This window comes from Dyadobacter sp. CY326 (assembly GCF_021390515.1).
Classification (GTDB): Bacteria; Bacteroidota; Bacteroidia; order Cytophagales; family Spirosomataceae; genus Dyadobacter.
Genome location: NZ_JAJUXI010000003.1, coordinates 708,154 through 735,016 on the forward strand (window position 1 = coordinate 708,154; position 26,863 = coordinate 735,016).

A 26,863-nucleotide genomic window follows, 5' to 3' on the forward strand; every position below is an offset into this window, starting at 1 on the left:
ACAAATCGAATATTTATTTGAACGGAATAATATTAGATTCAATTTGAATTTTCATGCCGCCGCTTTGTTCGATTTTCAAGGATGACATTTGATTGTTGCCAGCACCATCCAATAGCAGGCTGTTATTATTTTCATATTGGGTAACCTGAAAGTTCACGCCATTTCCCTCCACATTGGTCAGACTCATTATATTATTATCACCTTGCTGTTCAAGCCAATATTGACTGTTTGCGGATCTTGCATCCAGAATTATCTTATTCTCGTTTCCACTTTGACCGCCAAGCACTGTGTTACCAAGGCCTTGCAATGTCACATTCAAATCATTTTGATTGCCTTTTTGCAGAAATAAAACATCCTTGCCTTTTGCGTTTCCCTGCTCAAATTCACCAATTTGCTTTACAATGGCTTCATCGATCGCTTTATTATCCTCTCCAAACAAGACCGGGTCCTTGCCTTGCTGTGCAAAAACACCCATTGGAAAAAGCATCACTATTGCTATGTAAAATTGAATGCGCTTCATCTTGAAATAGTTTGTTGTCAATTTCCTAGTCGTCCCTTTTGGTCGCTTGTTGCGAAACAGAAATGCTATTTCCATGTCCGTTTTGAATTACTTCAATGCTATTTCCCGAGCTCGTTTGGTGGACTGAAACAATATTTCTTCTTGTCAATGTATCACCACTTAATGTCGTCGTTATTAAAATCCTATTGCCATTTTCATCTGTAATTCGAATGTGCTTTCGCCCAGCTTTATCCATTGTTATTACAGTATCAATTTTTACTGATTTAACCTCTTTTTGTGAATCCCGCGTCAGTGTCTGGGCATACAATTTCCCAGTAAATATTAAAATGGCTAATATTATTTTGACCATGATTTTCATAGCATATGCCTTCATTTTCAATACTTTATTAATGAGTTTCTAAACAGGCGTTCGGAAAGCTTGCGCTGCGAACGCCTGTTTGGTTTCTTACCCATTCCAGTGAATAATAAAATGTAATGTGGCAGTCGCCCTAGTGAGATGCTTGCCGTACCACGGCACCATTCCGGGTTCCGTCTTGATAGATGACAGAATTTTGGCTCCAATATCCGGATTGATAAACTTCAACCCAGTTGTCATAACCAACCTGAGAAATATAGCTGTACAGATAGTCTCCATCTTGCGAAACTTTCGCGCGATTTTCATCTCCGTCCTGATAACCCCCAGAATAATTATAGTTTCCCGTTTGATTAACTTCAAATTTATTTCCTTCTCCCCATTGCTCCACATTAGAGGCATTCAATACGCCGTTTTGTTTTACATAAACCTCATTGCGAGGCTCCGACCAATAATATCCTTCCTGATAAATACTAGAGAAGTTACCATGTCCAGTCTGGTTCACATCGGCGTGGCTATTGTCGTTCACCTGGGTAATATATGAATTGTTTTGAGCGAAAACATACGTGCCGGCTAGTAGAGCGACAAACGTAAAAATAAGTCGTTTCATAGAATTTAAAAGTTTGGTAAGTGAGAAAAAATTAACGATTTATGGAATGAGTAAGCTGAACAATTTCAAGCAAGAGTGCGCACCAATGCATGAATTATTGTCTGCTGTATTAGTCGTATTGGAAGCTCAATTATCCGCAGAATGCTCAAAAAATCAGAAATATTTTTTCTAAATAGTTTACGATGTGTTGTCATAATTGAATCTTTAATATTTAATTTTCATGCTTAATAAATGTGCTCTCTTAATCCTAATTTAAATCGCGATTTTATTAACCGTTTAATAAATTAATTCGTCTCCAAATTTTTACCGAGCAATTTTCTCAGTTTACTGATACATCCGTATTTAATCTTCGACAATTTGACATGATCCTCTTCACCAATGCGTTTTGCTATCTCTTCTAATGAAAATCCCCAATATGCCCAATCCATGATAATCTGGCGACACGGGGGACACATTTTATCCAAAGCCCTTATGATTCGTAAGGTTTCTTCATCCAATTCAAGTGCCTTTTCAATATTCTTTGAATCATCTTCAACGTCTGGTAAGTTATCATGATAATGAACCTTATTCGTCATTTTTTTCCGGATATAATCAACAGTTTTAAAGTAAAATATGCGATAAAGGAAAGTTGACAACTTGCTTTCTCCTTTGAATGAACCATCTTCAATTTTTGCGATCAAAACAATTATCGTATCGGTGTACAGGTCTGCCAGGATGCTCTTACTGACCTTGGTTTCAATGTAAAACTTATGAATGTAGCCATGATATTCCGCGATTATTCTTTTTACCGACTGCTCCCGATGGACGCCTCCTTTACGAATCAATTCAATGATAATATCATCGCTGATAACAGTTTTTCGGCTTAGTTGCATAGCGTTGTATGATTTGAATTTATTGCCAAAATTTCGGCCAATCCAGGCTGACCAATATCGATTAGTCACGCAAGATTTTCATAACATTTCTGACCACAACAGCCGTTTCAAAACGGCTGCGCAACTAAGCCAGTCGCGATGCGATTGCTTGTTCAAGACATTGAACCAGGCAACAAACAATAAACGATGTAATTGTTAGAAGGTGAACCCGTTATTGGCAGGCACCTGAAATTTGAAGTGGGTTATTAGATAAATCATTGTAGTCCGTCCGGTGCTACAATGTTAATGTAATCGCTGCTCGAACCTCCGATTCCTCGAAATCTAACTCAATTGAAAACCGGCGTTCTACATTGAATCAATGAATATGACTTTGGGTATAAATTTTAGCATTATACAAGTGACATGTAATGATACAATCAATATTCCTAATTCATAGTTCTTATTCAGCGAAACGGGCAATTTGCGATTAAAGCGGACAATAACTGATAATTCTTGCAAATGCTCCAGCCGCGATCCCTTATCCCCATTCTGGGATCATTTTTTCTGGAACAGTTTTTTAAAGCCGGCCGCCAACTTCATGATTATGAACGGAATAGTGAACGTTTTTTAATCATTTTTTTCATTATCAATCTTATCTTAATTAACTATGGGAAAGCGCGTACTCTTTTTTCTAATTGCAGGACTCGGTTCTGCTGTCATTTCTTGTACAGACCACGACGGGGTCAATCTGGTTGCCGAAGCCGACAGGCAGTTTATGATCAAAGCTGCTGATGGGAATTTATTCGAAATCAAGGCAGGGGAATTAGCATCAATGAAAGCTGTGGTTGACTCTGTCAAAGCATATGGAATGCACATGGTGGTGGATCACAGCAAGGCAACCGAGGAACTGAAAGCGCTGGCCAGCAAAAAAATGGTTGACCTTCCAATGACGCTTTCCGAGGTAAAACAGAAAAAATTAGACAGCCTGGCTGCATTGAACGGAATGGCTTTTGATTCAACTTACATGATGATGATGGTGGTTTCTCACGTTGAAACCATTGATCTGTTCAAAACAGAAACCATACTAGGTGAAGACCCGGAAGTAAAGGCTTTCGCCGCTGGCAAGCTCCCTACGCTGCACCACCATCTTGAAGAGGCTGAAAAGCTAAGAGACTTGCTCTGGTAAAATCCGGCGCGTAAGGCTCATAACAGCTATAAATAAAAATGACGACAACGCGAATCACGTTGCCGTCATTTTTTTGAGGTGATGATTTCACCTATAATTGCACACGGTAAAATCCATCGGTTACCGTCAATCCGGGTGCCGTGAACTGAAATTTCCCCTCCACCCAGTCTCCGTTGATTGCTGTAATCTCCATAATGCCCTTATACTTCGAGTAGACGGGACCGTCATTAATCCAGTAATCAACAGAATAACCATCGCCCAACTTTGCCTGTCTGCCCACTTTTGCCGACCTTTTTTCGAATGAATACATCATCAGGTAACTTTCACCACCCACATAACCCACGATGGTGCCAGCTGCGGCGGGCGGCATGATGGATGTAGCCGTCCATTGTTTTCCGTTAACCTTGGCGGTCATTGTCCAGCCTCCCGATGTGGTTTTTACTGTGCCGGGTCGGGGTGCATCCTTGATTGCCGCCTCCGTTTTCTTTGCCTCTTCATAAGCGGAAGATTGGCCATTGCATGCGCTCATCGTAAGCAATGTCGCCAGGATCAAAAAGTATTGTTTCATGATAATTGATTTATAGTTTGCTAGCTAAATAGGAATAATAAACTGTTGTGGGAGGGAATAGACCGCCGATTCTTCGTTCTGTTCCTCTCAACAGGTTGGTCTCGTTTGTAAATACCACGTAATTGGTCGCGGAAGAAAATAATTCCGAATAACTGAAACGGATTCCTGCACCTTCCAGAGTATATGGAATTGATCTGGGTGCCGACCCCGCAAGAGAATAATTCAACTTCATTCCAGGCAGTATGGTGATTTCCAATTCGGAACCACCGAATGTGCCCTTCCAGGATGTGTTTGAAACCGTGGAAGGTTCCACTTTTACTGCACGGTTCAACTGGTTAATGAAGAAACCGGCTTTTAAACCACCCTTGAAATCTGACCAGCTCTTATCTGTAACCGTGGCAGAGATCACGGTGGTGTTAGGAAATGTAATGATGATCGTGTCTTGATTCATTTTCCAAGTGCCGCCAGGCCTTGTCGAAGCAACATCATACCAAGTGAGTGTTCCGTCCGCTCCCAGCAAAATGGAGAATGTCTGCGAGTCTGTATACTCGCCGGCAGCATATTGAAAATCACCTCCCCACACGGTGTTTTTAAATGATTCAGTTCTGTCGACCGGCTTGGGAGCTTCGTCTTCCTTAGCGCAGGAAAACAGAAGAACACAAATGACTGGAATAATGTAAGTGATGCGGAAATGTTTCATGTCATCAGCATTAAGTAAGGGACATTCGTTGCTGATTCAAATATATTGTCAAGCTCATTCGCAAGAAGGGCCGATTCTCTTAACGACCATTATTTTAGACGAACGACGCGTGATTCGTTTAATACGTCCGGAGATTTCATCGATTTTGAAGAGAATGCAGGTTATGCCCAACCTCTCCGGAACAAACCTTGGCTCAAAGTGAGGCAATTGTGGTAAAAGCAGTAAATTGGAAACGGTTTAAATGGGAAGCATGAACCTGCAAAAGAAAACGTTTACAGCTATAATCGCAGATGACAACCGGCTTGACCGCCTGCTTCTGGAATCATTGGTCAGGAAATATCCATTTATTGAAATCGCGGGTGTTTTTGCTTCTGCAATCGATGCGCAGGCCTTTATGAGTGGTAAACCCTTGCCCGACATCCTGATTCTGGACATTGATATGCCTGGTATGAGCGGCCTCACATTGCGGGAGCAGCTTCCCGAAATCACGGCTTGCATTTTTGTCACTTCACATCCCGAATTCGCGCTTGAAGGTTTCGAACTGGCGGCGCTGGACTACGTGGTTAAACCTTTAAAACAAGAACGGTTTGCAATAACAATGGAGCGACTGGAGCTTTTTCTCACGCTGCATTACAAGGCCGAGCTGCTCGATTATACGCTGGGCGGAGACACGTTATTTATCAAAGACGGCACCCACACGATCAAAGTCAAGTTGCACGATATCATTTACCTGGAAGCATTAAAGGATTATTCAGCGATTATTACCCGGCAGCGAAAGTATTGTGTTTCAACGCCGTTGGGTAACCTTTTGAAGAAAAAAGGATTTGAGAGTTTTGTCCGCATTCACCGCAGCTATGCCATTCAGAAGCATTACATTCATGAAGTTTCGGCAAAAGGCGTGAAGGTGAATGACGTGCTGCTGCCTGTGGGAAGAACGTACAAAGACGACCTGAGGAAACTCACAGCGTAAATGCATTTCAGTAGATATTAGTCAATTCCAGTTCTGGCAAGCCCAAATCCCCGCTCCTGTGAAAGCTCAGAAAGTGCTCAGCAAAATAATTATTAAAACAGCTTTTCTAATGGCGCTGCTGTGTTCCATGCATCCGGCATCGGCGCAGTTGCAAGGCCAGGCATTAATTGATTCACTTGAAGCGGCAGTTCCCCGCATGAAAAATGACTCGAATAAAGTAAAGGGTTACAGCAAAATTTCTCAATTATATTATGGGATTGATCTAAAAAAAAGCTTTCTGCCCGCCGAAAAAGGTCTGGCTCTTGCTGAAAAGATCAACTGGAAAAAAGGAATTGCCAACATTAATAACAACCTGGGATTGTTCATCTCAGACTCCGGTAACCTCGCACTCGGCAATGCGCATTATCAAAAAAGTTATGCAATCAATAAGGAGCTGAATTCGAAGCCGAATCTGGTAAATAACCTGAATAACATCGGCCGGAATTATATGGCCATGTCCGACTTTGCCAATGCTGCAGACTATTTCTTCAAGGCATTATCCATTGCAGAAGCCATTCAAAGTGACGATCACATTGCGCTGGTGGGGACAAATCTTATCAGCTGTTTTCACCGCCAGAAAAATTACCGGAAAGCAGCGCAATATGCAGCATTGACAATAAAACATGCAAAGCTCGCCAAAAACACGCGGCATCTGGTTAGCGGACTAATGCAGCTTGGTGCAGTAAAGCTTGATCAAAAAGACACCATTGCTGCGAAAAAAACCCTGAGGGAAGCCCTGAAAATCTGCGAAGAATCGGGCAATTATTTTGATATGGCCCAGGTGCTCATGAATCTTTCACTCGCCGAATATCCAAATTATCAGAATGCAATCGGACTAATGAGTCGGGTGGATTCAATAATTCATGTGGCTGCACCGGGTTCGGGTGTGGAAATGAATAATCATTTTAATATGGCCGAAGCTTATTACAAGCTGGCTTTGCAAAACAGGGAACAAAAGCCGATCCTGCTCAATAATGCGTCAATGCATTTGAAAAAGGCAAAAGAAATGGCCGAGCATGTCATACCCGAGTTAATGGTGAATATCCTGCTTTTACAAAGTAATATGGAGGAAACCAATGGTCAGTATCAAAAAGCATTGGCAAGTTTCAAGCGATCAACCGCCATTTCGGATTCGTTGTATTCACAAGATAAAAAGAATGAAATAGCGGGACTTGAAGGCAAATATGCGCTTGCTGTAAAAGACAAGGAGATTGAGTTGAATAAACTTTTAGTGGAAAGTCAGCGCAAAATGCAATGGGCGCTGATCGCCGGAATTTTGCTGCTTATCATTTTGGGAGCTCTGATCCTGTGGCAGAGCCGTACGAGAAAACAAACGAATACGACTTTAATGGTGCTCAATCAGGAGCTTAACGAAGCTAACAAAGTGAAGGCGAGATTTTTTGGCATCCTGAGCCACGACCTGCGCAGCCCGATCGTAAATCTGATGCATTTTCTGGAATTGCAAAAAGACAATCCTGATCTGCTGTCCCCGGAAGATAAAGCTGAACATACGCTTGAAATCAGCGAATCGGCCGAAAATCTGCTGAACACCATGGAGGCAATGCTGCTTTGGAGCAAAGAACAAATGGAGCACTTCCGCCCGAACATCCAACCCGTTCAGGTGACCGAACTATTTGATCACATCCGCGGATTTTTCAGCCAGTCGGATCGGATAACATTCAAATTTATTACCGAACCCGGATTGACCATTGCAGCTGATGAAAACTATCTGCGTACGATCATGCAAAACCTGACTTCCAATGCAATTCGTGCCTTAAAGCATACACCTGATGCAACCATAACCTGGGAAGCGAAAAGCCAGAGCCACGGCATTGCGCTTTCTATTACGGATAATGGGCCCGGAATAGAAGCGCAGAAAGTGGCGACATTATTTGATACAAATGTGATGATCAATGAAAAGACCGGATTTGGCTTACACCTGGTCCGAGATCTCGCCAAAGCAATCCGTTATAGCATTTCAGTCGAGTCGCTGCCGGGAAAAGGAACGACATTTACGCTGAGCAGTTGATTGAAATAGTCGCTTAGCATTGTCGCTATTTAACCACATTCGCCTGCCGTTCTTCTTTTAACCGGATGATTTCCGATTCCAGGTCGCGCACGTGTTCTTGCAGCGGCGTCAGCATTTCGTTGATTTCTTCAATGGAATAACGTTGTGTGATATACTTTGGACAGTTCCAATCATACGCTATCACGTGAAGCAGGATAATTCGCTCGGAAATGCTTTCATAACCTTCTGGAATAACCAGGTCTGCTAACTCCGGACGATCATTCAGGTCGACAGTTTCCATGTCTGCATAGATTTTCAAACGCGCCTGATGCGCGTAATCCATCAGGATCAGCGACACTTTCGGATTCGTAACAGCATTGCCTACTGAAATATATTGTTTGTTTCCACGCAATTCAGCAAACGCCAGCGTATTCGGATCGATTGAGCGCAGGAACCCCTTTTTGCCACCTCTGTGCTGAATGTAAGGAAATCCGTTTTCGCCAATGCTTGCGATATAAAAACTGTCACGCGCCTGAATAAAATGCGTTTCATTTTCAGTAAGGCCGGTCCCGGACATTCTCTGTTCGAGGTGGGCATAAGCCTTGCGGCTTCCGTAACGTTCTTGCAGGGCTTTCACTTCTGTCGTGAAAGCCACGGATGCATAGTTTCGTGCCATAGCAAATTATTTGTTAAAATCTGGTTTCAAATTCAATACAACCGGCTTGATTTCCCATGTTCCAGGCTCCACCGCAGGAAGCTTTTCTTTCTTACTTGTGGGCGGATTCAAATTTTCCTCATTCCACATCGTATCGCCACATTCTTCATTAACGAATGGCATTTCATCAAAAAAATCTTTCGTTTCCATTGTCTTTTATTTAAGAAAGTCTGTTTTAATAGCTTCTAATGCGTCCTGGAATAATTCCGGTTTCTGTAAAGTTTGGGCAAGAATCAAAGAACCTTGTATTTTAACGAGGCTGGACTCGCCTAACTTTTGAGCAGTGTCAGAATCGTGACCCAAATCCGTCGCAAGGTGTGCAAAGGCATTTACCCAGTTTTGAAAAGTCTCAGCGATTTGGTCTCTGAAAATCTCCGCGGCAGCCCCGTGTGACATTGCACGAAGAATGCACGCCAACCGGCCGCCTTCATAAAAGACAGAAATCGCATTCAAAGCCGCGTCCAGCCGTTCCTTCGCTGGCTCCGACGACAACAGAATGTAAAAAATCTGGCTGTCGTCCCACCCTTTCACGTGATCAAGAACTGCTCTCGCCATGCCCACCTTGCCATCCGGAAACCGGTGATATAAGCTCGCTTTTTTCAGACCAGTCGCAGACGCCAGCTCGGTCAGACTTGCTCCGTCATAACCAACGGATCGAAAAACGTGCAACAGCCGCTCCATTACAATGTCCGGTTCAACTTTTGAAAATGCCATATAACTCTCCTTTTAAATACCGAACGATCGGTAAAGAAAAACAGTTCAGTTGCATTTAAATTTTGACAAAAAAAACCCAGCTGCTTGCGCAACTGGGATCTGGCATTAATCTGAAATTGAATTACCAAAAATTAAATCGATAATTATCCGATGATCACATCCTTCACTTTATCAAAGAAATCAGCATCTGGTTTCACCCCTTGTTCCAACTGGCCGTGGGATTCTTTGTCCGCAGGCGCCAACACGGGCTTTCCGCCCACTGGAACCGCCCTTTCCAGGGTAAAGACGCCTTTGCCATCGATAGATGTTCCATGAGTCCAGCGCGCTTCCGGACTTGTATCACCGTCCACGCTGGTGCTTAGGAAGCTGTATGCAACGCTTTCGTTTTGCAAACTTGATGGAAAGCTGTTTGGAATCGGATGCGTATCCGGGCCAAGCTCTTCCAGAACTGCCATCCATTGGTTTTGGTGCATTGTGTCCCTTGCGATCAAGAAGGAAAGCATGTCCTTCATCCCTGAATCATCCGTCAATTCATACAAGCGTGTGGCCAAAACTCTGCCTGTTGCTTCTGCCATTACATTGGCATGCATGTCAGCAGCAATGTTGCCACTGCTTATCACCCATGAGCCATTGAAAGGAACACCATTGGCGTCGGATGCTAATGCACCCAAACCTCCCGACAAAATATGCCGTGGGTCGCGGCCGCCCATTACAGCTTCCACCATTGGATTGCTTTTGGCCATTTCGTCTTTTAACGCACTGGACGAACCTTCCAAATTCAAACAAACGGCTGTTGCCAGCATTTCAATGTGCGCAATTTCTTCTGTTCCGGTTTCCAAAAGCATATCCCTGTACTTTTGCGGTCCGCGGGAATTCCATGATTGAAACAAATATTGCAAACACACACGTATCTCCCCTTCGACCCCACCGATCGCTTGTTGAAGAAGTTTTGCAAACTGCGGGTTTGGCTTGTCAACCCTTACATTGTACTGAAGTTTTCCGTCGTGATAAAACATATAAATATTTTTTAAGTTACAAAACGGTGGGGGGCATATAAAAACCATACCATCGAAAGAGCCGCTTGCGATGGTATTTATGTGTGTCACAGTGATTTTGCTAAATCTGCCCTCGTACAGGTGTAACTTCCTGGAGCTTCTGCTTGGTTAGGGGTTTATTGAGGAAATGGCGGACATAAGGACTTTGCAAAGCCAGCTCTTTGTCTTCCGGGTCCAGGGAAGAGGACAGCATGATGATAATGCATTTGCTCCTGATGCGCTCAGGCATCGTTTTATAAGAGGCCAAAAATTCAAAGCCGTTCATTTCAGGCATATTGATATCCAAAAAAATGAGGTCTGGCAGCGCCTCGTCATTTGCGGAATTTTTAGTTAAATATTCAAGCGCTCCCAATGCCGAGTCGACACTCACAACTTCCTCCGCAAATGCATGTCTCGAAATGATCTTTTCGGCCAGAAACCGGTCAATTCTAGCATCGTCCACAATCATTACCCTATGACAATCAAAACTATTCTCTTCCATCTATGGGTGGCCTAATGAAATCTTTATGTGAATGTTAGTTGTAGCTATTTATAAAATCATATTTCTGGCGGCAATTATATATAAAAATAATTCTACATCAATCTTTTTTATAAAATGTAATGTATGGTGACATGGAGATGCCACTGTCCGCAGTACTGACATCACCTGCTCCCTCACACAACTAGCCGAACACGGCTTACGGGAACACAATGGTAAAAATGTACATCATCAGGTTGACAAGGAGCACAACGGCATAGAGGCTGTTTGTTTGACCTTTGTTTAGTGAGAGCATTACCGTAAATATGGAGAGGACGAGAAGCACCATGGACTTCATGCCTAGCCCCAGGACAAGCGGCAGATCCATTATTGTACAAACGATTACAACAGTCGGAATACTAAGTCCAATACTGGCTAATGCCGAACCCAATGCCAGATTAATGCTTGTTTGATATTGATTGCGCCTTGCCGCGCGAATAGCTGCAATCCCTTCTGGCAAGAGGATCACAGCTGCAATGGCTACACCGACTAATGCTGTGGGTAACCCGGCTGCGATTACGCCGCTTTCGATTACCGGAGAGAGGTTTTTAGCCAGGAAAATGACTGCGCCCAAACAAACGAGCAAAAAACCCAGGCTGGTGAAAGCCTCGGATCGGGAAACCGCTTTTTCTTCACCGGACACTTCGGCTAAAAAATACTTTCGATGCCTTATAGTTTGGGTAAATATAAAGGCTCCGTAGATGACCAAACAGCAAATCCCGATTGCAATAAGCTGTGGCGCACTGTACGAAGGCCCGGCACTGCTGGTGGTAAAATTTGGCAAAACCAGGGTCAACACCAGAATAGAAACAAGGCTAACCAAAGCAATGGTCACGCTTTTTGTTTCAAAAGTCTGTTCCTTGAATTTCAATGCTCCCACAAACATGCTGATACCCAGAATGCCGTTCAGGATAATCATAACGGCTGCAAAAAGTGTGTCACGTGCATATGTATCGGCACCCGCACCGCCCGTCAGCATAAGCGACACGATGATCGATGCTTCCAAAAGTGTTACCGCTACTGCCAGGATTATGGTGCCGTAGGGCTCACCTACTTTGTGCGCCACAACCTCCGCATGATGCACTGCTGAAAGTACACCCGCAACCAAGGCAAGTATGGCCAATAAATTGACTAAAAACCCCTCCCCAATCGGTAAAACAAGGTAAAAAATCCAGGCAATAACAGGTGCGACATAAGTCCAGTGAAGTATTTTTTTCATAAGATTAATGGTAAGGTCGATATTATACCAACCGAATAAGCGGTCGCCATGTTCCACATCGCACGGCTGTTATTTGGCAAAATGTGCATGACCGATCAACTTTTGTCCATTCTCTTCTGCATTCCAGCCCGCCAATTTTGCATTCAGTTCAAAGGGAAGCGGTTCAATGCCGCTCCCGTCATCTTAACTCAATGTAAAATGAAAAGACAACAGAACCGCACATTAGGTGCGTTCGAAAAAGCGTTTTGGCTGCTTGATCAAATCGACTCAAAGGATTTCGCCCTGGCAGCTGACATCTCCGGAACCGAGCCCATCGAAAAATGGCAAAATGCGATCAAAATGGTTCAGAAACGCCATCCAAACCTCTCGGTAAGGGTTGTAATGGATGAATTGTCCAGACCAACTTTGCAGCACGTTGAAAACCTTGTAATTCCGCTGCGAGTGGTGCATGCCGGACAGGATTACCGGTGGGAACAAGAGGTTGAAAAGGAGCTTTCTGAACGATTTGACACGGAAAACGGTCCGCTTTTAAGGGTTGTGTTGGTTCAAAAACCGCAGAACACGGTTTTGATTGTGGCAGCAAACCACACCGTTGCGGATGGAACATCATTAAATTTTTTGGTGCGGGATATATTGCTGGCCGTTAGCGGAAAAGAGCTGGCATTAATGTCTCCGCAGGTGTCCAACGATGAAACACTTGACATTCCCGAAGATTTTCCAGCGCAGACTGTTGACCAACTGCCTGAACTAAAAATGAAAACGGACATTGTCAAACCATTGGTTTCGTCGATTCGCTTTTCTGAAAATTTGACACAGCATATGCTTGAAAAAGCCAGACAAGAAAACACAACGGTTCATGGCGCCATTTGTGCGGCAGTGCTATTGGCTTCCAGGAAGCTGCGGGCTGAATGGAATGAAACCAGAATGGAGCTGGTCTCGCCAATCTGCACGAGAACAGCGCTCGATTTAGACGATAACTTTGGCCTGAATATCACCACGCAATCCGTGTTTTTCGAACAGCAGCACCTATCCTTCTGGGATTTGGCAAGAGTTGCAAAAGCAGGACTTGATGGCACCAATTCTCCTGAATATGTAACGGGCTATTTGTCTTTTTTTAGAGACATTGTGTTCGGTCATAACGATATGCAGCAAATGCTGGATGCATTAAAACAGGCATTTAACCATCATGTTATGGTCACCAACCTGGTCAAAGTCAGATATAAAACTGATTTTGGAACATTAAAACTTGAATCGCTGTACGGGCCGATGGTCCGGTCCGGCAAAGGAATGGAGCAGACGATCGGCGCATTGACAACCAATGGTTCGCTTGGACTGACCAACACCAGTGATAATCCTATCCCCGGCCTGCTGGTGGAAATGGAGAAAATCCTGCGGGAAGCTTGTCAGGAAAATTCGGAAGCTAGCTCTTTCCAAAACGTAAGCAGCGGAAAAAACAAATCGTGTTCGCTTGCGTAAAAATCAATTCGGGAACCGTCGTGGGGAAACTCACGCGGTTGTTGGGTTAAGTCAAACAAAAATAAACAGATGCTTTGGGCAGGTCAATACGGATAAATTTATCCCTATCTGAATCGTAAATCCGTACTTGTCAGCACTGGTCATACCCCCGAAATTTGTCCTAAACAAATCAGCAAAGTCATGGATTTTTATCTTGAAAACGAACTGGCCGGTAAGATTGCGCTGGGACGACACCCACGGTATAATAAACTTGCAGAATCATGAAACTCCCGAGCAACATAGAAAGGCTTATTAAGGCACAAAACGACAAAAACAGCACAACATTTGCAGAACATTTCACCGCCGACGCAACTGTTGCGGACGAAGGCTCGTCCTATTCAGGCAGAGACGAAATCAGGGATTGGAATGAGCAGACGACCAAAAAGTATCAAATGCAGCTAAAACCAATCGATTTCACGCGAACCGGCGCAAAGGGAACGCTTGCTGTGGAAGTAACCGGCACATTCCCCGGAAGTCCCGCAGTCATGCAGTATCACCTTGAATTGAATGACACACGCATCAGCTCGTTGAGGATTACGGATTAAATGTTGAATGCATAAATTCGCAGGAATGCCAGGTCATGATGCACATTCGACGTCTGAGCATTCCTGCGAAACATTGTAAACCAAAATGTTGAACATTAAATATGATCGTTAAGTCAGGATTTAAGTTGGCAGTTTCTGCTGTGTTATTATTGTTTTTCTCAACCTTCACTTCGGCCCAAAAGTCAAATTCAATAACCAAAGATGATCCGTCGCAACGGATAAAAACTGCCCCTGAAAGCGTTTTCAAAATATTCCGCGAGGCCGGAATGCAGCCCGTCAATCACGAACTGACGCCAGCTCAAAAAGAAAAAGTGCACAACGCTTTTGCCCTTTTGCCGCCTTTGCACCAGCGCATTTTGAAACAGCATTTGCTGAGCGTCAGCTTTATGGACAACATGCCGAACACAGCATTGACTTCGCAGCTCGATACTGTTGGAACGACCAAGCGATTTAACATTACATTTCGGGCTGGCTTGCTGGACGAAACTATTTCTCAATGGGCAACCTGGAAAGAAAATACCTGCTTTAAGCCCGACGAGAATGTCGGTTATAAAGTACGCGTCGAAGGTGGTGAGATGGATGCGATCGTTTACGTGCTGCTGCACGAGGCTACGCACATCGTCGACGCGGTGACAGAAGTTACTCCCTATTTTGCTGAAAAGGATTTGACAGTTAAACCGACACCTTACACTAAAGGTGTTTGGCAAATGGCAACCACGCCAGAAGCACCATACATTGATTCCCTGCTGGAAAAGACCCGCTTTCGAAGCGGGCAGCCGTTACCGATCAGCCAGGCGCCGGAAGTTTATCGGAAGCTCGCGAAGACACCATTTCCTTCCTTATATGGAATGGCGGCCTGGTCCGAGGATGTCGCTGAGCTTGCGGCGATCTATCACCTCACTGCCAAGTTGAAGCAGCCATTTTGTGTGGTTGTGACAAAAGACAATGTTGAGCTGGCCAGGTTTGAGCCTATGAAGAACGAGCTGGTTAAACAACGACTGAAACATTTGGCGCATTTCTATTTGAAATGAGCTAAAATTCCGGCTAGCAGTAGCACTCAGGGAAAAATGTACAAGCCGCTTGGCCTTTTATCCATTCTTCTGCGCGGTTTCCGGTGCCAACTTTGCAATGTCAAAACACAACGACAATCAGCTAACGGTTAGCTGATTAATTAAAAAATCCAAACTTACCACTCTAATGAAAACCATTGCATTGACCATCGGATTAATCTTCACACTTATCCAAAGCCAACTTCTATTTGCACAAACACGCAAGCCGGCATCCGCAGGAAGAGAAGAATACGTTGAAGTAGAAAAAAATGTAAAACTGCACGTTATCGACCTTGGCGAAGGTCAGCCCGTTGTCCTCATCCACGGATGGCCGCTAAACAATGAAATGTATGAGTATCAATATCAGTATTTGGCTGAAAAAGGATTCAGGGTGATCGGCATTTCACTCCGCGGCTTTGGAAAATCCGACAGACCATACGGAAAATACGATTTCGACACTTTCTCCGACGACATCAAAGTGGTTTTGGAAAAACTGAAAATAGAGCATGCGACACTTGGAGGCTTTTCAATGGGAAGTGCCGTGGTGCTACACTACGTAACCAAATACAATGGGGCGCATATCAGCAAACTGGCGGTTTTCGGCGCAACCGGTCCGTCATGGAAACAACGCGAAGGCTATCCTTACGGCATCACCGACCAGGGCGCGGCCGATCTGATCAAACAGACCAAAACCAACCGCGAGCAATTGATAGCAGGTTTCGGAAAAGCATTTCAAGGCCAGGAAGGCGGACTTTCACCAGAATGGATGAAATGGCTGGAAAGTATCAACCTCAACGCTTCACCTTACGCCACTACCCAGGCAATCAGCGCATTACGTGACCTAGATCTGCGCTCTGTGCTTGCAAAAATCAAAATGCCCGTCGCGATTTTCCACGGGGTAAACGACAAATTATGTGATTATGCTGGTGCGGAAGAGTTGAACAAAGCGATTAAGGGTTCATATATCGTGAAATTTGAAAAAGGCGGACACGGGTTATTCATTGAAGAAATGGATAAATTTAACACCGAGCTTGAAAAGTTTGCCAGAAAGTAACTAGCCTCTGGTCCCTGTGCAGCGGCTAACGCTTCACAGGGACTTTCACCATTTTGGAACAAAAAGAAATCAACATTGACAAGCGTATATAGCCATGGGTACGACCGTTTTCAACAATAATTTAAAGACGCTGGGACTGCTGCATGTAAGCGAGGAACAGACCGAAACCATAAACGGCGCCGACTATAAGCAATACATTAAGATCCTCTATCTGCCGGCTGGCTACAAGCTCCGGGTCGATTTTTCAGTTTATGAAACGCAGCGGCCGACGTTCTTTTTTATCAGTCCAAACCAATATCTTAAAATAGAAGAAGCCGGGCCCGAAAACGGTTATTTCATCTTTTACAACCGCGATTTTTATTGCATTCAGATTCATGATCAGGAAGTTGCCTGCGACGGTCTGTTGTTCAACAACATCCGGAACATGCCCAAAGTAGAGGCTTCGGAAGAAGAAATCGCTTTTTTCAGTTGGTTATTTGCGGAAATGATTCAGGAATTCAAACTGAATGACAGCTCACTGGAAGAAATGGTCCGGACTTATTTGAAACAACTGCTGATCCGCGCCACGCGGTCCTGGAAAAAGCAGCACCTGGACAACACAGTGACGGAAGAACAAAGCGATCTGGAATTTTTCCGCAAGTTTACCCGGCTGGTCGAAGAACATTACAAATCGAAACACACCGTCGCAGACTACGCAGATTTCCTATGCATGGCGCCGAAAACGATTACACATAAATTCAACCGTTTGCGGCTGCCGCAGCCCAATGAGGTGATCAAAAACCGGATCATACTGGAAGCAAAACGGCTGCTGGTGCATACATCACTCACGGCCAAGGAAATTGCGCATAACCTTGGTTATGAGGACCCAGCCTATTTCAGCAGGCTTTTCCAAAGCAAAACAGGCGAATCACCATCCAGTTTCCGGGCTAACTTTTCAAGCTAAGGATTACATTGAGAGTGATTTATCAGGATGCTTATTTGTACAAAGTTTTTTTCCGGATCCGGCTCAGGGTTTCGGCTGAAATGCCAAGATATGAAGCAATCATGCTTTGGGGAAAACGCCTGATAAAGTCAGGATACGTTTTTGCAATTTGTCCGTACCGCTCTTCGGCATCAAGGCTGATGGAGGAATGGATTCGCTTTTGCGTAGCAATGGTTGCTTTACGATCGATTTCCCGTATCATTAAATCGAAAGCTGGGACGGTTTTGGACAAATCCTGCATGCTTTCATGGGTAATCAGCAGCACATCCGAATCTTCTGTCATTTCAATATTGTAGCACGACGGTGTCTGTAAATTATAGCTCTCATAGTCACCCAACCACCATGATTCAATAGCCAGGCGGATAACCGTTTCCTGGCTATTTTCTTTTACAGCATACATCCTCCCGGCGCCCTTGATAATAAACGCCATATGCTTGCACACATCGCCCTCCTGCAAAAGATATTGCCGTTTTCTGAGATGTTTTGCCTTGAACGCTTTCTGAATTTCCTCCTTTTCCGGATCACTTAATTTTAGCAATGACTTGGATTCAATATATTCAAAAAGGGTTGCGTAAATCATGGAAAGCGGTTTGATCGGTCAAAGTTGTGACGCGGCTGTTGCCTGGTAAAACTAATCAAATATGCAAATCCGCACAATTTTCAATGATTGGAAAGGCTAAACATTGACAAATGTCAAGGCAAACTTGCTGCTTTTGTCAATGCACGCTGAAAAATATTGCCGCAACTTTGACCCATCAAATTGAGATCAAAAACATGAGCGAAACAGACAAAAGCGGCGTAGTCCGAATCAGCAAACAAGGGCCGCCTTCGGTTTTAGAATACACCAGCGAGATGGTCGGTAATCCGGGCATTAATCAAGTTTTGATCAGGCACAAAGCCATCGCGCTGAACTTTGTCGATGTTTTGTTTAGAAATGGATCCTTTCCTTTAAATCAGTTTCCCGCCACCATCGGAGTGGAAGCGTCTGGTGTTGTGGAAGCAGTCGGCGCCGGTGCCAATGAATGGGCCGTGGGAGATCGTGTGGGTTATTATTTTGCATTAGGTGCTTATGCAGAAAAACGGCTTATTAATAAAGATCTGTTGATCAAACTGCCTCAGGACATTTCTTTTGACCAAGCCGCTTCATTAATGGCGAAAGGGCTAACAGCCCGAATGCTCGTAAAACAAGCTTATCCTGTGCAGCCAGGCGACATAATTTTAGTGCACGCAGCGGCGGGTGGCGTTGGGTCGTTGGTGAGCAAATGGGCAAAATCTTTGGGCGCGACGGTAATCGGAACAGTGGGAAATGCCACAAAAAAAGCTCTGGCAGAAGGCCAGGGAACTGATTTTGTTATTGCGCTCGATGCGGAGGACATTGCAGATCGAGTGAATTCGATTACGAACGGGTCAGGTGTTGACGCAGTGTTTGACGGTGTGGGCAAAGCCACATTCAGCAAGTCGGCGCCGCTTGTTAAGCAAAATGGCACCATTGTTCTTTACGGAAACGCGTCCGGTTCTCCACAGATCGATTCTGATTATTTGGCATCGAAAGAAATTAAACTTATTCAACCTTCTTTGGGTCAATTCCTGCCTGACAGGCACAGTTTGGATGCTGCTGTTGCTGAATTATTTGAAGCTTTTCGCAATGGTGTTTTAGGAGAAATTGAGCCAACTATTTATCCTCTTTCCGAAGTATCCAAGGCGCATCAGGACCTGGAAGCAAGTCGGACAACGGGTTCTGTCGTCCTGCATCCTTGATTACCTTGTTGCAAATTGCTCACCAGATTGGATGGACGCAGCCATTTGTCGAGTAAATGCATGGTTACATCGCTTACCAAATGAACTATATTTGAATATCAGGGTTTTTCCTGACTTAACGTTTAAACTTTACAAACATGACAGTCCACAACATTGACGAGCTAGCAGAAGGATTTCAATTAAAATATCCTGAGCTCACAAAATTCGAAGCGCTGCAATTGGCGCAGCAAAATCAGATTCTTCAAGCAATCCACGATTTAAACGAAACCACGCCAAGCGGCCGCCCGCATTTGTCCCTGATTCATGACAAGCTGAGTCAGATCCTCTCTCAACTTGAAAAATAGGAAGTTACAAGCCGAAGCTTAGATCACAGACCAGAAATTAGCACTGCTAGCCAGCCGCAGCAAGGCTTTGAAACAAAAGGCATCCTGCCCTACCAGCTTCTCAGAATGGTAGGGCTTTTTGTGATATGAGCGTCGCAGGCCAGTTCTTGGGTGAAATTGCGTTGAACTCTTTATGCATTTATTCGCTGCGTAAGCTTTTAACCGGATTCATTAGTGCTGCTTTGATACTTTGAAAGCTTATCGTAAACAATGCGATGCCAGTCGCCAAGATTGCTGCCAGCGCAATAACCCACCAGTCCAGGGTGGTTTGGTAAGCAAAGCCTTGTAACCATTTATTCATGGCATACCACGCTATGGGTGAGGCGATTACAATAGCAATTATGATCAGCTTTAAAAAATCCTGAGAAAGTAACCCCACTACGCCAGCAACTGTTGCGCCCAGCACTTTGCGCACGCCGATTTCTTTGGTGCGCTGCTCGGCCATGAATGCGGACAGACCATACAAGCCCAGACAGGAAATGAAAATGGCGAGACCTGCAAACAAGTTGAAAATGCTTCCCATATGCTGCTCGTTGCGGTAAAGATTATCCAGATCTTTATCCAGGAATCCAAATGTAAAAGGAAAGGCCGGGTTGAGTTTTTGATTGATCTTTTCCAGAGCTTTGATAGTCTGCTCGTTGTTGCCAGCCGTTGTACGCACCATCACCAAGCCGCCCCATTTGTTGAGTCGGAGCACCAGTGGCTCCATGGCGTATTGCAGCGATTTGAAATGAAAATCCTTGACAACGCCAATGATCGTTCCCTTCGTCTCGCCAAAAGTAAGCCTCTTCCCTACCGCATTGCCAATGTTCATGCCCATGATCTGCATTGCCTTCTCATTGATCATATAGTTAGCGCTGTCGCCCGAAAACGCTTTATCGAACCCACGGCCTGCCAGAACTTGCGCTTTGAAGACTTTTAGGAAATTTTCATCGACATCGAATGAGGGAAACACGACCTGGTTTTTGGCCGTCTGACCGTCCCATACTACATCAATAGTGCCGGTTTCATGGTTGGTAGGCAATCCGGAAATAACGGTGAAATTTTCCGTCAGCGGATTTTGCGTCAGCGACGCTTTCAATGCCTGTTGCTTTCCTGCCAGCTCGCCGTTCATGGGGAGGTAAATGAGGTTGGATTTGTCAAAACCCAGGTTTCGTTTTTTGATAAAATCCAGCTGTTTGTAAACCACTGCCGTGCCTACAAGCAGCACAATGGCAACTACAAATTGCGTTACCACCAGCGCATTCCGGAAAAGCAGGTTGCCCCCGGCGACTCTTAATTTGCCTTTGAGCACTTTTACGGGTGCAAACCCAGACAGGAACAATGCGGGATAACTGCCGGAAAGTAAACCGGTTAATATTGCAATGCCGATCAGGCTAATCAGCAGTTTTCCGTCCAGCAAATGAATGGTAAGGGTTTTTTCCGTCAGCATTTTGAAGATGGGCAGCAGCATGTACACGATTCCGATTGCAATGACTAGCGAAAGGAATGAGAAGATGAGCGATTCGCCAAGGAACTGAAAAACAAGCTGATAGCGGTTTGCACCCACGACTTTGCGCAGCCCAACTTCCTTCGCCCTGCGCTCGGAGCGTGCCGTTGCGAGGTTCATAAAATTGATGCATGCCACCACCAGAATGAAAATCGCGACAACAAGAAAAATATTGACATATTGAATGTTACCGTGACCTGGAAGGTCGATTTGCAGATTGGAATGCAGGTGAATGTCCGTCAATAGTTGCAGGGTAAAGTCGAGTTGGATATCCTGGCCGCGGGATTTGAAGAGTTTGGCTATTTGCTGCGAAAGTCTTTGTTGAGCCGAGACAGATTCGGCCGTCTTAGCGTCGAGTTCGAGATAGGTGTAAAAGTTGAAATTATTCCAGGTGTCGGTTTGTAAATCCGAGTTCCATTTGGCCATGGTTTTCATGGGAATGATCACATCGAACTGCAAGTGAGAATTTGCAGGCGAATTGGCTAGGATGCCTGCAATGGTAAAGTTTTCGTTGTTGTTGACACGTATGGTTTTACCAACGGCATTGCTTGTTCCATAATATTTTTTGGCCGTTTCTTCCGTGATTAGAATTGCGCCCGGATCTTTCAGTGCCGTAGCCGCATTTCCTTCCAGCAACGGAAAAGAGAAAACTTCCAGAAAGTTGGAATCAGCATAAAATACGCGCGTTTCTTCCACCTTCTTTTCTCCCACTTCAAAAAGCATTGCGTTGAGTTTACTTATCCTAACGCTCCGTTTTATTTGAGGAAGTTGCGATTGCAAGCCTCTTGCCATACCCGCCGCGCTAACAGCCGTTTTGAAATCACCCGCACTACAAGTCAGTCGAAACAACTGGCCGGAACGCGCATGAAACCGGTCATAACTTAGCTCGTTCTGCACCCACAGGAGAATCAGGATGCTGCACGCCATGCCAATGGATAAGCCGGCTATGTTCAGAATAGAATAAGCTTTTTGGCGGACAATGTTCCGCCAGGCAATTTTGAAGTAATTTTTTAACATATCAGGGCTAAGGGAAAATGATGGTTCATATTTTCTTTTGCTGCGACGACGGCGTACGAATGGCGGCAGCACAGAGAGCACATTCAGCAGATAACGCACAAGTGCTTTACTCCTCCCGAAACGTTCAAAAGCATCCGCATACAGCTCGTCCAGATCTCCTTCCACTTCTTCGAGCGTGTTTTCAGGGTGCAGCCAGCGAAGCAAGGTTTTTGCCCATCGTGGCGGTTGTGGCGTGTTCATAGGCCGCTCAGCTTTAATGTGTCATCCGGCATTAATGTCCAAAGCTTGTTACGGAGCTGCTGAATGTCGGCCAACGCATTTTTTCCAAGCGTTGTGACTTTGAAAAGACGCTTTCTCCTGCCGCCGCGCTCCGTCGTAGCGCCTCCCAGCTCGGAGGTTACAAATCCCTTCTCTTCCAGGCGGATCAATGTATTGTGAACCGCGCCGAAGGTGACCACCCGGCCCGTCTGCTGCTCAATTTCCTGTGACACCGTGACACCATAAGCGCGCCCGTCGAGGATTGCGATCATGAGCAGAACAAGCTCTTCAAATTCTCCTAAATACGTCCTCCGCATTCAAAAAATGATTAGTTTATATTTTATAGTATAAATGCATGCCACATTTGGGATAGTGGAAAAACCAGCTTTTGAAGCCTATTAATTTGATTTTAGACGGAATTCGCTGTTCGCAAAGGAACGGGTCGTGTCCGCTATCGGACAGCAGGAAAGCCGCAGTGCCAATATGCGTTTCATGAAAAAGGCTGTCGTATATCTGGTGCTGTCACTTTATATTTGCTTACTTGGCATTAGCCGATGAATCAAATGCTGATTAATATATCCCTGGCATATGTTCTTACATTTTCGCAAACAATTTCCGCAGCTCGATCCGTATTGGGACAAATATTTGCCGCTTCAGCAACGCCTGGAAGTCCCGGCCAAAACCATTTTGCTAAAAGAAGGGCAAGTGTCCCAAAACTACATTTCCATTGAGCAAGGCTGCGTACGGGCGTATTTTGATAAAGACGGGGATGAAAAAACGATACAGTTCTTCTTTGAGAATGCCGGCTTCTCATTGTTTGACAGTTTTGTAAATGAGGTCCCAAGCCAGTTTACCATTGAAACGATCGAGCCGTCTGTCGTTTATCTCCTGGCCAGGGCGCACGTGCTGCTACTAATTGATGATCTGAGCCAGGAACCCAGCTTCATGCAAATGATTTTAAAAATAACTGCCGAACGTCACAGGCGCTTCAACAACGAACTGATATCCTTTATCCGTGATACGCCCGAAGAGCGCTATCTGCGTCTTTTGAGTGAGCGGCCACACATCATCAGGCGCGTGCCGCAGCATTACATTGCCTCTTACTTGGGGGTAAGCACGGTGCATCTGAGCCGGATTAAAGGAAAATTGGCCAGAGGCGCGGACCATTTCTGATTTGATAACATATGTTATCGCCGACCGCCTGCTTCCCATTTTAGTTTTGTCAAAACAAAAACAGAAACAAAAATGAAAGCAGCAATTATATATCCAGGCGTCGGAACGCCAGAATACAAAGACGCCCCTGAACCGAAAGCGCAAAACGAAAATGAAATATTAGTCACCGTAAAAGCAGTGGCGGTCAAGCAACTGGATAAAAGCATTGCATCGGGCAAGCATTACACGAGCGATGCAAAGCGTGAGGCCGGGCAAATTCCGGGAGGCGACGGGATTTGTCTCTTGCCCGACGGCACCCGCGTTTATGGCATGGGAATCGGCGGAATGATGGCTGAAAAGGCGGTTATTCATAAAAACCGCATTGTACAATTACCCTCGACCCTAGACGACGCCACGGCGGCAGCCCTGCCTAATGCCGTGGTCGGCGCGGCCATGGGCCTGAAACTTAAAGCCAACATCAAACCGGGCGATGTCGTGCTGATCAACGGAGCCACAGGCGTAACCGGGCGGGTTGCGGTTCAGCTTGCCAAATATTATGGAGCTCAAAAAGTGATTGCAACCGGCAGAAATCAGCATTCTCTTGCGGAACTGAAATCATTGGGCGCAGACCAGACCATCGCCATTACCGGAGAAGATGAGCCGTTTGTTAAGCAGTTGCAAGACATTCATCAGGCAACGCCGATCAGCATTGTCATTGACTACTTATGGGGCCACACTGCTGAGCTGATTTTTTCGGTGCTGAAAGGCAAAGAAATGTTTACAAATCCGATTAGCTACATATCCGTTGGCAGCATGGCGGGAGATACGATCCAGATGTCGTCTGCTGTGTTGCGCAGTGTGGATTTAAAGTTAATGGGCTCAGGAATTGGATCATGGCCCCAGGAACATATGCGGCGAATTTTTACTGAAATCCTGCCGGAAGCGTTGCAATTAGCCGCTGACGGTAAACTGAAATTAGAGACCGTCACGGGAAAGCTTGCCGACATTGCCGATCTGTGGAAACAGCAAGTCGCAGTCGGGAAACGCCTGGTGATTGAGCCTTTATCAAATGTTTCATTGTTATAATCATCTATACGGCAATGTGAAAATGCCTAGCAAGTCAAACTCGCCAGGCTTTTTACGCTCAAACCAGCTACTTTTCTATGCTGAATCTGAGCTTAATATATTGTTGACCAGTGCCTGCGCGCTCGAATGGCATCGCTACTTTTTTGCCTTCCAGACTTGACTTGATATAAAGGTCAACTGCTGGGATATGGCTGTGTGAAATGACCTGGGTGAGCTGACTCTTTTCATTCACCGAAAAACTGATGATTACAATCCCATTTTCCAGGCCCGCCAAATCATTGTTTTCAACATTAATAAACTGGCTGATCTGCTGACCTAAACTTTTGGGTTGTTTGCCGGAAGCATGTCTTTTACTAATCCCTCTTTCGACTGTTGCACCTGATGATGCAATTGAAATTGTTGAAAATAGCATGGCGATCAGGATCACCGATTTTGAAAAGCTAATGCTTAGGGCGCTGCGTAAATTTGTGTTTTTCATGGCGTTTGCATTCATGTTTAAATTGATTGAGTTGTTTGATTTTTTGTCAAGTCTGCCACAGATCCGCAAATGCAGATGTGACTAGATTTGACTGATGCAAACTTAGGGATGGCACCGCCGGGAGTCCTAATTGTGGAGGTAAGCAAAAGGTAAACGAGCTGAAAAAGTGCGTATACAAAAGGTGTACAGCACTATAACAGACTCATTATGGCAGGATTGGGTGACCGTCATTCAGCGCCGAAGGCGCCATGCCGTACTTTTTCTTGAAGGAATGCGAAAAGTGTGACAGGCTTTCAAACCCCAGATCGAGGTAAATGGCCGAGGGTTTCTCGTGTTTGTTTTCGAGGCGATATTTTGCTTCCGTAAGGCGTTTGTCTTGCAGCCATTGACGCGGAGGAACACCGAATGTTTTTAAGAAATCGCGTTTGAACGCAGCCAGGCTGCGGCCGGTAAGCTGAGCGAATTTTTCTACGGGAACGTTGAAATGATAATTATGAAGCATGAACCTTTCCAGGTCGATCTTGTAAGGTTGTGAAAAATCGAACAGGAAGTTAACCAGTCCTGGCAAAGCGAGCAACAGCAATTTGACTCCTTCCTTCACTTTTAGAATGCCCATTTCGTCCGTCATAGCTGCTCCCGAGCTCCGGGCATAGGGAACAATGGATTGAAAATAGCCCCGCAGGAATTCATTGGGAGGAATCAGCATATTAGGCGGACCAATGTATTTTTGTTTCGCTTCAAGCTTTTCCTCCAATACAATCCTGCGCAAGAGATCTTCCTGCAGGGATATTACGATGGTTTCATAATGGCCGACGGGCCCCGGCGTCTTAGTCAGCGTGCCCAGCTGGTTTCGGCCAATCAGGAGCATTTCTCCACCGGTCATCGAAATTTTTTGCGTAGCGGTTTCCAGGGTAAACTGTCCTGAAACCTGCAAGATCAATGTATGGTGATTCCAGAAAGCGACTTTCTCTTTCCGCTCGGCGGAGAGGTAAGAATAAAAAATCACGCCGGGGAGAATTTCTGCTGGACTGGTCATTAGCGCTGTAAATAAGTGCCGCCAACTATGGCACCAACTGCAAAAGTAGTGTTTAACGTGTTCATTTCTTCCGGCGTAAATACAATATCCATTGCCGTAATATTTTCCGGCAAGCGTGACCTGCGACTCATGCTAACCAATGGCATAAAAAGGTCGCCCTGCTCCTTCACCCAGGCAATGGCGAGCTGCGTTGGCGTGTAGCCTTTGTCACTGGCCAATTGCTTCAAAACCTCGACTTTCTCCAGGTTACGTACCAAGTTCTCGCCTTGAAAACGCGAAAAGTGATTTTGATAAGCATTCTCCGAAAGCGGCGTTTTCATCTCACCGGTCAACAAGCCCTCCGCAGTGTTGGCGAAGGCCACGATGGCAATGTTCAATTCTTTTGCAGCCGGCAGCAGGTCGATTTCTATCTGACGTTCAGCCAGCGAATAGCCGATTTCCAGCGCGCTGATGGGGTAAATGCTGTTGGCTTCACGCAGTTGGTTTGCAGTAATTTCCGATACGCCAATGTGACGAACTTTGCCTTCTTTCACGAGATCAGCAACGGTCCCAATAATGTCTTCCACGGGCACGCTGCCATCCATTCGGCAAGGCTGATAGAGGTCAATGGTTTCAATGCCCAAACGCGTCAGAGAATAATTTATGAAATTCTTGATCGCGACGGGACGAAAATCCATTCCTATGGGGTGCCCATTGTGAAAAATAGCCCCGAATTTCACACTGATAAATGCATCGTCGCGCCTGCTTTTAATGGCTTTGCCGATCAGCATTTCATTATGACCTGCACCGTAAAAGTCTCCTGTGTTCAAAAAATTGATCCTGCTATCCAGGGCTTCATGGATCGTGGCAATGCTTTCGGTTTCGTCTGGCATAGGACCACCCCATATCGAAGACATGCGCATACAGCCCAAACCGAGTTTGGACACGAGCGGGCCGTTTTGGCCCAATTGAATTTGTTTGATGTTTTTCATGATACAAATGTCAAGCTTCCTGACACGCCAGCAGTTGCTCACACAGCTCAAATGTTTTGCTTGTAC

The 26,863-nt window shown here is 45.1% G+C and carries 30 protein-coding genes; 12 read left to right on the plus strand and 18 right to left on the minus strand.

The window, feature by feature from the left end; genetic code table 11:
* Positions 1 to 13 precede the first annotated feature (13 nt).
* The 4 genes from LZG73_RS07350 to LZG73_RS07365 all read right to left on the minus strand — a co-directional run bounded on the left by LZG73_RS07350 (position 14) and on the right by LZG73_RS07365 (position 2,354).
* Positions 14 to 520 (minus strand): hypothetical protein, encoded by a 507-nt coding sequence (locus LZG73_RS07350; RefSeq protein WP_233847230.1) that lies wholly within the window; start codon positions 518 to 520, stop codon positions 14 to 16.
* A gap of 25 nt (positions 521 to 545) precedes the next feature.
* Positions 546 to 893 (minus strand): hypothetical protein, encoded by a 348-nt coding sequence (locus tag LZG73_RS07355; RefSeq protein ID WP_233847232.1) that lies wholly within the window; start codon positions 891 to 893, stop codon positions 546 to 548.
* Between the two features lie 115 nt (positions 894 to 1,008).
* Positions 1,009 to 1,482 carry a hypothetical protein gene (locus tag LZG73_RS07360; protein WP_233847234.1) on the minus strand — a complete coding sequence of 158 codons (474 nt, stop codon included), beginning with the start codon at positions 1,480 to 1,482 and terminating at the stop codon, positions 1,009 to 1,011.
* 284 nt (positions 1,483 to 1,766) lie between these two features.
* Complete coding sequence (locus LZG73_RS07365; protein ID WP_233847236.1) at positions 1,767 to 2,354, minus strand: RNA polymerase sigma factor; 588 nt, start codon at positions 2,352 to 2,354, stop codon at positions 1,767 to 1,769.
* Positions 2,355 to 3,000: 646 nt separating this feature from the next.
* On the opposite strand from LZG73_RS07365, the gene LZG73_RS07370 reads away from it, so the two are divergent.
* Complete coding sequence (locus LZG73_RS07370) at positions 3,001 to 3,519, plus strand: DUF4142 domain-containing protein (RefSeq protein ID WP_233847238.1); 519 nt, start codon at positions 3,001 to 3,003, stop codon at positions 3,517 to 3,519.
* 91 nt (positions 3,520 to 3,610) lie between these two features.
* Here the strand turns inward: LZG73_RS07370 and LZG73_RS07375 are convergent, their stop codons facing one another.
* Both LZG73_RS07375 and LZG73_RS07380 read right to left on the minus strand, forming a co-directional pair.
* The gene (locus LZG73_RS07375; RefSeq protein ID WP_233847240.1) at positions 3,611 to 4,087 is read right to left on the minus strand and encodes a hypothetical protein; all 477 of its coding nucleotides are present in this window, start codon (positions 4,085 to 4,087) and stop codon (positions 3,611 to 3,613) included.
* A 10-nt stretch (positions 4,088 to 4,097) separates the two neighbouring features.
* Entirely contained in the window at positions 4,098 to 4,787 is a 690-nt protein-coding gene (locus tag LZG73_RS07380; RefSeq protein ID WP_233847242.1) for a hypothetical protein, read from the minus strand.
* 250 nt (positions 4,788 to 5,037) lie between these two features.
* Between LZG73_RS07380 and LZG73_RS07385 the strand changes: the two genes are divergently transcribed.
* Both LZG73_RS07385 and LZG73_RS07390 read left to right on the plus strand, forming a co-directional pair.
* Positions 5,038 to 5,757 (plus strand): LytTR family DNA-binding domain-containing protein, encoded by a 720-nt coding sequence (locus LZG73_RS07385; protein ID WP_233847243.1) that lies wholly within the window; start codon positions 5,038 to 5,040, stop codon positions 5,755 to 5,757.
* Positions 5,758 to 5,815: 58 nt separating this feature from the next.
* Positions 5,816 to 7,825 (plus strand): tetratricopeptide repeat-containing sensor histidine kinase, encoded by a 2,010-nt coding sequence (locus LZG73_RS07390; protein ID WP_233847244.1) that lies wholly within the window; start codon positions 5,816 to 5,818, stop codon positions 7,823 to 7,825.
* Between the two features lie 25 nt (positions 7,826 to 7,850).
* Here LZG73_RS07390 and LZG73_RS07395 read toward each other — a convergent pair whose 3' ends face one another.
* From LZG73_RS07395 to LZG73_RS07420, 6 genes are all read right to left on the minus strand, one after another.
* On the minus strand, positions 7,851 to 8,480 hold the full coding sequence (locus tag LZG73_RS07395) for a pyridoxamine 5'-phosphate oxidase family protein (RefSeq protein ID WP_233847245.1): 630 nt from the start codon (positions 8,478 to 8,480) through the stop codon (positions 7,851 to 7,853).
* Positions 8,481 to 8,486: 6 nt separating this feature from the next.
* Positions 8,487 to 8,669: a hypothetical protein gene (locus tag LZG73_RS07400; protein WP_233847246.1), complete on the minus strand. Its 183-nt coding sequence runs from the start codon at positions 8,667 to 8,669 to the stop codon at positions 8,487 to 8,489.
* 6 nt (positions 8,670 to 8,675) lie between these two features.
* Positions 8,676 to 9,233 carry a TetR/AcrR family transcriptional regulator gene (locus tag LZG73_RS07405; RefSeq protein WP_233847247.1) on the minus strand — a complete coding sequence of 186 codons (558 nt, stop codon included), beginning with the start codon at positions 9,231 to 9,233 and terminating at the stop codon, positions 8,676 to 8,678.
* Positions 9,234 to 9,376: 143 nt separating this feature from the next.
* The gene (locus LZG73_RS07410) at positions 9,377 to 10,249 is read right to left on the minus strand and encodes a manganese catalase family protein (protein WP_233847248.1); all 873 of its coding nucleotides are present in this window, start codon (positions 10,247 to 10,249) and stop codon (positions 9,377 to 9,379) included.
* Positions 10,250 to 10,349: 100 nt separating this feature from the next.
* Positions 10,350 to 10,769: a response regulator gene (locus LZG73_RS07415; protein ID WP_233847249.1), complete on the minus strand. Its 420-nt coding sequence runs from the start codon at positions 10,767 to 10,769 to the stop codon at positions 10,350 to 10,352.
* Between the two features lie 196 nt (positions 10,770 to 10,965).
* Complete coding sequence (locus LZG73_RS07420) at positions 10,966 to 12,024, minus strand: calcium:proton antiporter (protein ID WP_233847251.1); 1,059 nt, start codon at positions 12,022 to 12,024, stop codon at positions 10,966 to 10,968.
* A gap of 198 nt (positions 12,025 to 12,222) precedes the next feature.
* Here LZG73_RS07420 and LZG73_RS07425 point away from each other — a divergent pair, with 198 nt between their 5' ends.
* From LZG73_RS07425 to LZG73_RS07445, 5 genes are all read left to right on the plus strand, one after another.
* A complete protein-coding gene (locus tag LZG73_RS07425) occupies positions 12,223 to 13,500 on the plus strand; it encodes a condensation domain-containing protein (protein ID WP_233847253.1) in 1,278 nt (425 codons plus the stop codon).
* A gap of 260 nt (positions 13,501 to 13,760) precedes the next feature.
* Positions 13,761 to 14,084 carry a nuclear transport factor 2 family protein gene (locus LZG73_RS07430; protein WP_233847254.1) on the plus strand — a complete coding sequence of 108 codons (324 nt, stop codon included), beginning with the start codon at positions 13,761 to 13,763 and terminating at the stop codon, positions 14,082 to 14,084.
* Between the two features lie 101 nt (positions 14,085 to 14,185).
* Positions 14,186 to 15,115 carry a hypothetical protein gene (locus LZG73_RS07435; RefSeq protein WP_233847256.1) on the plus strand — a complete coding sequence of 310 codons (930 nt, stop codon included), beginning with the start codon at positions 14,186 to 14,188 and terminating at the stop codon, positions 15,113 to 15,115.
* A 166-nt stretch (positions 15,116 to 15,281) separates the two neighbouring features.
* Positions 15,282 to 16,187: an alpha/beta fold hydrolase gene (locus LZG73_RS07440; RefSeq protein WP_233847258.1), complete on the plus strand. Its 906-nt coding sequence runs from the start codon at positions 15,282 to 15,284 to the stop codon at positions 16,185 to 16,187.
* Between the two features lie 94 nt (positions 16,188 to 16,281).
* A complete protein-coding gene (locus LZG73_RS07445) occupies positions 16,282 to 17,130 on the plus strand; it encodes a helix-turn-helix domain-containing protein (protein ID WP_233847260.1) in 849 nt (282 codons plus the stop codon).
* A 31-nt stretch (positions 17,131 to 17,161) separates the two neighbouring features.
* On the opposite strand, the gene LZG73_RS07450 is transcribed toward LZG73_RS07445, so the two are convergent.
* Positions 17,162 to 17,749 carry a Crp/Fnr family transcriptional regulator gene (locus LZG73_RS07450; protein WP_233847262.1) on the minus strand — a complete coding sequence of 196 codons (588 nt, stop codon included), beginning with the start codon at positions 17,747 to 17,749 and terminating at the stop codon, positions 17,162 to 17,164.
* A gap of 194 nt (positions 17,750 to 17,943) precedes the next feature.
* On the opposite strand from LZG73_RS07450, the gene LZG73_RS07455 reads away from it, so the two are divergent.
* Positions 17,944 to 18,927, plus strand: coding sequence for a quinone oxidoreductase (locus LZG73_RS07455; RefSeq protein WP_233847264.1), 984 nt, complete (start codon positions 17,944 to 17,946; stop codon positions 18,925 to 18,927).
* A gap of 137 nt (positions 18,928 to 19,064) precedes the next feature.
* A complete protein-coding gene (locus LZG73_RS07460) occupies positions 19,065 to 19,271 on the plus strand; it encodes a hypothetical protein (protein ID WP_233847266.1) in 207 nt (68 codons plus the stop codon).
* Between the two features lie 178 nt (positions 19,272 to 19,449).
* Here the strand turns inward: LZG73_RS07460 and LZG73_RS07465 are convergent, their stop codons facing one another.
* Positions 19,450 to 22,056 carry an ABC transporter permease gene (locus tag LZG73_RS07465; RefSeq protein WP_233847268.1) on the minus strand — a complete coding sequence of 869 codons (2,607 nt, stop codon included), beginning with the start codon at positions 22,054 to 22,056 and terminating at the stop codon, positions 19,450 to 19,452.
* A complete protein-coding gene (locus tag LZG73_RS07470; protein ID WP_233847270.1) occupies positions 22,053 to 22,391 on the minus strand; it encodes a PadR family transcriptional regulator in 339 nt (112 codons plus the stop codon). The genes LZG73_RS07465 and LZG73_RS07470 overlap by 4 nt, the downstream gene beginning before the upstream one ends.
* A 271-nt stretch (positions 22,392 to 22,662) precedes the next feature.
* On the opposite strand from LZG73_RS07470, the gene LZG73_RS07475 reads away from it, so the two are divergent.
* Entirely contained in the window at positions 22,663 to 23,247 is a 585-nt protein-coding gene (locus LZG73_RS07475) for a Crp/Fnr family transcriptional regulator (protein WP_233847272.1), read from the plus strand.
* Between the two features lie 72 nt (positions 23,248 to 23,319).
* Positions 23,320 to 24,312, plus strand: a complete 993-nt coding sequence (locus LZG73_RS07480) for a zinc-binding alcohol dehydrogenase family protein (protein WP_233847273.1) — start codon at positions 23,320 to 23,322, stop codon at positions 24,310 to 24,312.
* A 67-nt stretch (positions 24,313 to 24,379) separates the two neighbouring features.
* On the opposite strand, the gene LZG73_RS07485 is transcribed toward LZG73_RS07480, so the two are convergent.
* From LZG73_RS07485 to LZG73_RS07495, 3 genes are all read right to left on the minus strand, one after another.
* Positions 24,380 to 24,790 carry a hypothetical protein gene (locus LZG73_RS07485; protein WP_233847274.1) on the minus strand — a complete coding sequence of 137 codons (411 nt, stop codon included), beginning with the start codon at positions 24,788 to 24,790 and terminating at the stop codon, positions 24,380 to 24,382.
* A 205-nt stretch (positions 24,791 to 24,995) separates the two neighbouring features.
* Positions 24,996 to 25,826: an AraC family transcriptional regulator gene (locus tag LZG73_RS07490; protein ID WP_233847275.1), complete on the minus strand. Its 831-nt coding sequence runs from the start codon at positions 25,824 to 25,826 to the stop codon at positions 24,996 to 24,998.
* A complete protein-coding gene (locus LZG73_RS07495) occupies positions 25,826 to 26,797 on the minus strand; it encodes an aldo/keto reductase (protein WP_233847276.1) in 972 nt (323 codons plus the stop codon). Before LZG73_RS07495 ends, LZG73_RS07490 begins: the two co-directional genes overlap by 1 nt.
* Positions 26,798 to 26,863 lie beyond the last annotated feature (66 nt).

Coding starts and splice junctions, on each gene's coding strand:
- LZG73_RS07350 (WP_233847230.1), bottom strand. CDS start 520: ATGAAGCGCATTCAATTTTACATAGCAATAGTGATGCTTTTTCCAATG.
- LZG73_RS07355 (WP_233847232.1), bottom strand. CDS start 893: ATGAAGGCATATGCTATGAAAATCATGGTCAAAATAATATTAGCCATT.
- LZG73_RS07360 (WP_233847234.1), bottom strand. CDS start 1,482: ATGAAACGACTTATTTTTACGTTTGTCGCTCTACTAGCCGGCACGTAT.
- LZG73_RS07365 (WP_233847236.1), bottom strand. CDS start 2,354: ATGCAACTAAGCCGAAAAACTGTTATCAGCGATGATATTATCATTGAA.
- LZG73_RS07370 (WP_233847238.1), top strand. CDS start 3,001: ATGGGAAAGCGCGTACTCTTTTTTCTAATTGCAGGACTCGGTTCTGCT.
- LZG73_RS07375 (WP_233847240.1), bottom strand. CDS start 4,087: ATGAAACAATACTTTTTGATCCTGGCGACATTGCTTACGATGAGCGCA.
- LZG73_RS07380 (WP_233847242.1), bottom strand. CDS start 4,787: ATGAAACATTTCCGCATCACTTACATTATTCCAGTCATTTGTGTTCTT.
- LZG73_RS07385 (WP_233847243.1), top strand. CDS start 5,038: ATGAACCTGCAAAAGAAAACGTTTACAGCTATAATCGCAGATGACAAC.
- LZG73_RS07395 (WP_233847245.1), bottom strand. CDS start 8,480: ATGGCACGAAACTATGCATCCGTGGCTTTCACGACAGAAGTGAAAGCC.
- LZG73_RS07400 (WP_233847246.1), bottom strand. CDS start 8,669: ATGGAAACGAAAGATTTTTTTGATGAAATGCCATTCGTTAATGAAGAA.
- LZG73_RS07405 (WP_233847247.1), bottom strand. CDS start 9,233: ATGGCATTTTCAAAAGTTGAACCGGACATTGTAATGGAGCGGCTGTTG.
- LZG73_RS07410 (WP_233847248.1), bottom strand. CDS start 10,249: ATGTTTTATCACGACGGAAAACTTCAGTACAATGTAAGGGTTGACAAG.
- LZG73_RS07415 (WP_233847249.1), bottom strand. CDS start 10,769: ATGGAAGAGAATAGTTTTGATTGTCATAGGGTAATGATTGTGGACGAT.
- LZG73_RS07420 (WP_233847251.1), bottom strand. CDS start 12,024: ATGAAAAAAATACTTCACTGGACTTATGTCGCACCTGTTATTGCCTGG.
- LZG73_RS07425 (WP_233847253.1), top strand. CDS start 12,223: ATGAAAAGACAACAGAACCGCACATTAGGTGCGTTCGAAAAAGCGTTT.
- LZG73_RS07430 (WP_233847254.1), top strand. CDS start 13,761: ATGAAACTCCCGAGCAACATAGAAAGGCTTATTAAGGCACAAAACGAC.
- LZG73_RS07435 (WP_233847256.1), top strand. CDS start 14,186: ATGATCGTTAAGTCAGGATTTAAGTTGGCAGTTTCTGCTGTGTTATTA.
- LZG73_RS07440 (WP_233847258.1), top strand. CDS start 15,282: ATGAAAACCATTGCATTGACCATCGGATTAATCTTCACACTTATCCAA.
- LZG73_RS07445 (WP_233847260.1), top strand. CDS start 16,282: ATGGGTACGACCGTTTTCAACAATAATTTAAAGACGCTGGGACTGCTG.
- LZG73_RS07450 (WP_233847262.1), bottom strand. CDS start 17,749: ATGATTTACGCAACCCTTTTTGAATATATTGAATCCAAGTCATTGCTA.
- LZG73_RS07455 (WP_233847264.1), top strand. CDS start 17,944: ATGAGCGAAACAGACAAAAGCGGCGTAGTCCGAATCAGCAAACAAGGG.
- LZG73_RS07460 (WP_233847266.1), top strand. CDS start 19,065: ATGACAGTCCACAACATTGACGAGCTAGCAGAAGGATTTCAATTAAAA.
- LZG73_RS07465 (WP_233847268.1), bottom strand. CDS start 22,056: ATGAACACGCCACAACCGCCACGATGGGCAAAAACCTTGCTTCGCTGG.
- LZG73_RS07470 (WP_233847270.1), bottom strand. CDS start 22,391: ATGCGGAGGACGTATTTAGGAGAATTTGAAGAGCTTGTTCTGCTCATG.
- LZG73_RS07475 (WP_233847272.1), top strand. CDS start 22,663: ATGTTCTTACATTTTCGCAAACAATTTCCGCAGCTCGATCCGTATTGG.
- LZG73_RS07480 (WP_233847273.1), top strand. CDS start 23,320: ATGAAAGCAGCAATTATATATCCAGGCGTCGGAACGCCAGAATACAAA.
- LZG73_RS07485 (WP_233847274.1), bottom strand. CDS start 24,790: ATGAAAAACACAAATTTACGCAGCGCCCTAAGCATTAGCTTTTCAAAA.
- LZG73_RS07490 (WP_233847275.1), bottom strand. CDS start 25,826: ATGACCAGTCCAGCAGAAATTCTCCCCGGCGTGATTTTTTATTCTTAC.
- LZG73_RS07495 (WP_233847276.1), bottom strand. CDS start 26,797: ATGAAAAACATCAAACAAATTCAATTGGGCCAAAACGGCCCGCTCGTG.